Below are 3,298 nucleotides of genomic sequence, written 5' to 3'. Positions count from 1 at the left end.
GACTTAAAAAAACGCTACTGGGGGCGCCATTTTTGGGCGCGAGGATACTTTTGTGTAACATCAGGAGAACTGACAGAAGAAATGATTCAAAACTATTTGGAGCATCATTTTGAACCTAAAGGTGATGATAATTTCAGAACCGAAAGCTAAACGGGTCTTAAGACCCGTATCCTGACTTTAGTCATTGTCACTAACCCACCAGCTTTAGCTGGTGGTTGTTTAGTTGTAGCAATCAGTTGAAAAGGAGGTTGCAATGCCAAGTACCGCAGAGCAAGTGCGCGATATCAGCGCTGATATATGGAACGATGTGCATTACATGATAAGTGCCTGGAGCCAGATTGTCCGCCTGCGCTTCCATCACCAACCATCTTCCTGCCATATCCGGCACCGGGTAAGCTGGCTGGGCCTTATCCACCAATATAATTATTTGGAATGGGATGGGGAGGGCACGATGACGCTCTATCATGGTTTCAACCCTATCGCCATGAGCAGGTTCGAGATACAGCCACGGCTTGACGGCAAGATCGTGATCGAAAGTTGAATGCTTTCGTTGCCAGGCAATTCATCCCATCCTGTCTGTTCGGCATATACGCCATTATTTGCATGGAATAACAGAGGGTTGTATGGTTGTGCCAGCACTCGTCTCGTGCATGTCCAGCGCCAAAACGGTATAATCCCTGCTTTTTTATATAAGCAAGAGGAAGCTGAATGCATAGCGGCACCACCCTTACCCAATTTATCATTGAAGAACAGCGCCACATCGCCGGGGCCACCGGCGATTTCACCGCATTATTGAACGATGTCGTAACCGCCATCAAGACGATTTCCAATGCGGTCAACAAAGGCGCTTTGATCGGCGTCATGGGTTCGCTGGACACTGAGAATGTACAAGGTGAAACACAGAAAAAGCTGGACGTGATCACCAATGACATCATGATTCGTAACAACGAATGGGCGGGCCACCTGGCAGGCATGGCGTCGGAGGAAATGGACAACGTCTATTCGATCCCGACCAAATATCCGCTGGGCAAATATCTGCTGGTGTTCGATCCACTGGATGGTTCCAGCAATGTCGATATCAATATTTCCGTCGGTACCATTTTCTCCATCCTGCGTGCGCCGGTGCCCAATCGTGCCGCGGCTAAAGAAGACTTTCTGCAACCCGGTGTGAAACAAGTCTGTGCGGGTTATGCCCTGTATGGTTCTTCCACCATGCTGGTGCTGACGACTGGCCATGGCGTGAATGGCTTCACGCTGGACCGCGATATCGGTGAATTCATTCTCACCCATGAGGATATGAGGATTCCCGCCGATACCAAGGAATTCGCCATCAACGCTTCCAACCAACGCTTCTGGGAAGCGCCCGTGCAGCGGTATGTGGCGGAATGCCTGGAAGGCAAGACCGGTCCGCGCGAGCGTGACTTCAACATGCGCTGGATCGCCTCGATGGTGGCGGAAGTCCACCGGATTCTCACACGCGGCGGGATTTTCATGTATCCGCGTGATACCCGAGACCCCAGCAAGGCTGGCAAGCTGCGCCTGATGTACGAAGCCAACCCGATGAGTTTCATTGTCGAGCAGGCGGGCGGCAAGGCATCGACCGGCTACGAGCGTATTCTTGATGTCGAACCGACCGATCTGCATCAACGTGTGCCCGTGATTCTCGGTTCGAAGAACGAGGTCGATGTCGTGGTTGGCTACCATAGCGCACCCAAGGCCGAATGACATAACATGCCTGAACCATTTTCAGTAATGCTTCAGGCATAACAGCTACGCCGTCACGGCGAATACTAGGAGGCTGTCCGAGAATAGACTGATCTACTGCGGACGAAGCTGGCTGGCCGGATTTTTCGATCCTTTTCGTTGAATAGAACCACTATTCGCCTCAAATGATCGAAAAATCCCGCTCAGCCAGCTTCGCCCTCGCTACGATCGCTATTCTCGGACAGCCTCCTAGCAGGCGAGCGGGCAACCAGTGCGATGCCGACCGCACGCACAGAGAGCCGCATCACAAGCTGCCGTGACGGTAACTTCCGGCGAGCCGTGTTCCTTGCATGGCTCCCTCACGCCGACGGAGTCCGCTAGCTTTTCCGCAGACTGCAGCACCCCGTCAAAATTCATGCATGTCTAAACCCCAATAAAAAGCGGTAAAGCCGCGATATTAATGAGATCAATTAACCGGATGTCATCTTAATATGGCCGCTTCGACCAGACTAACAGGGAGAGGATATGTCCGATTTTCCAGCTTCAATCGCAACCCCGGCAGAAACAATCGATGATGTCATCCAGCAGCTGACAGCAATTGTCGACTGGTCAAAGCAGAACAACTCCCGGATCGGCTATTTTGCCGCGCTCTACCGGAAAGTCACCATTCAGGTCAAGAAAGGGATCGAGCAGAACTTTTTTGACGATGGCCCGCGCATGGAACGGCTGGATGTGATTTTCGCCAATCGCTATATCCATGCCTGCTACCAGTATCAGACAGGACAATCGCCAAACCGGTCCTGGATATGTGCGTTCGACCAGACCGAACGCTGGTGGCCGATTGTTTTACAGCATTTGCTGCTGGGCATGAACGCCCACATCAATCTCGATCTTGGTATCGCCGCAGCGGAAACGGTGCCCGCCGAGGAACTGTCCGGCTTGAAAGGTGATTTCGATAAAATCAATCAGGTCCTGGCCAGCCTGGTGGGGGATGTGCAGGATGAATTGGCCCAGATCTGGCCATTGCTGGGGCTCATGAGCCGTTATCTGGGCAATGTACAGACAGCCATCATCAATTTCAGCATGGAAAAAGCGCGTGATGCCGCCTGGTCGTTCGCCGAGACCTTGTCACCCCTGCCTGCAGCGCAACGCCAGCAGGCAATCGGGAACAAGGATGAAGCGATCGCAGCATTTTCCCGCGTCATTTCCCACCCCGGCTGGGTGGGAGCCTTGGTCAATAAAATCGTCCGCCTGGGCGAGCGGGGCACAACCCGCCAGCGTATCGAGATACTGGAGTGATCGATCAACTGACTGAAAATTCCTTTTGCCAGTGCTGACTGGCAAATTGTATCCCACCCATATGCAACTATTTCGTCGTATGCAATCGACGGGAAGGGTGGAGTGCTGCATGGTGTCATGCCAGAGGGGGCAGAGACTCCCTGGCCTTACCTAAAAATTCCAGGAAAGTTTGCGCGACGATTGAGAGTTGCTTGCCTGACGGGTAGGCCACATACCAGTACCGCTTGATCGGAAATCCCACCACATCCAGAATGGCAAACCGGCTCATCGGTTCTTCCAGTGCGAGCGCGTGCCG

General features: G+C 52.8%; 4 protein-coding genes and 1 pseudogene. 4 read left to right on the top strand and 1 reads right to left on the bottom strand.

Annotated features, from left to right (window positions below; all coding sequences use genetic code 11):
* The 4 genes from BLV85_RS14455 to BLV85_RS14440 all read left to right on the top strand — a co-directional run.
* Positions 1-150: transposase (locus BLV85_RS14455; protein ID WP_176973882.1), on the top strand; the 150-nt coding region annotated here is incomplete at its 5' end.
* Positions 151-253: 103 nt separating this feature from the next.
* Entirely contained in the window at positions 254-541 is a 288-nt protein-coding gene (locus BLV85_RS14450) for a hypothetical protein (protein WP_090415921.1), read from the top strand.
* Positions 542-708: 167 nt separating this feature from the next.
* Entirely contained in the window at positions 709-1,725 is a 1,017-nt protein-coding gene (locus BLV85_RS14445) for a class 1 fructose-bisphosphatase (RefSeq protein WP_090415920.1), read from the top strand.
* 504 nt (positions 1,726-2,229) lie between these two features.
* Complete coding sequence (locus BLV85_RS14440) at positions 2,230-3,003, top strand: DUF5995 family protein (RefSeq protein ID WP_176974064.1); 774 nt, start codon at positions 2,230-2,232, stop codon at positions 3,001-3,003.
* Between the two features lie 115 nt (positions 3,004-3,118).
* On the opposite strand, the pseudogene BLV85_RS14435 reads toward BLV85_RS14440, so the two are convergent.
* Positions 3,119-3,298, bottom strand: a pseudogene (locus BLV85_RS14435) (LysR family transcriptional regulator); the annotation flags it as partial.

Source organism: Nitrosomonas halophila, from assembly GCF_900107165.1.
In the GTDB taxonomy this organism is placed as follows: Bacteria; Pseudomonadota; Gammaproteobacteria; order Burkholderiales; family Nitrosomonadaceae; genus Nitrosomonas; species Nitrosomonas halophila.
Note: the sequence above shows the minus strand (reverse complement) of the source record. Positions and strands in the feature narration are given on the sequence as shown.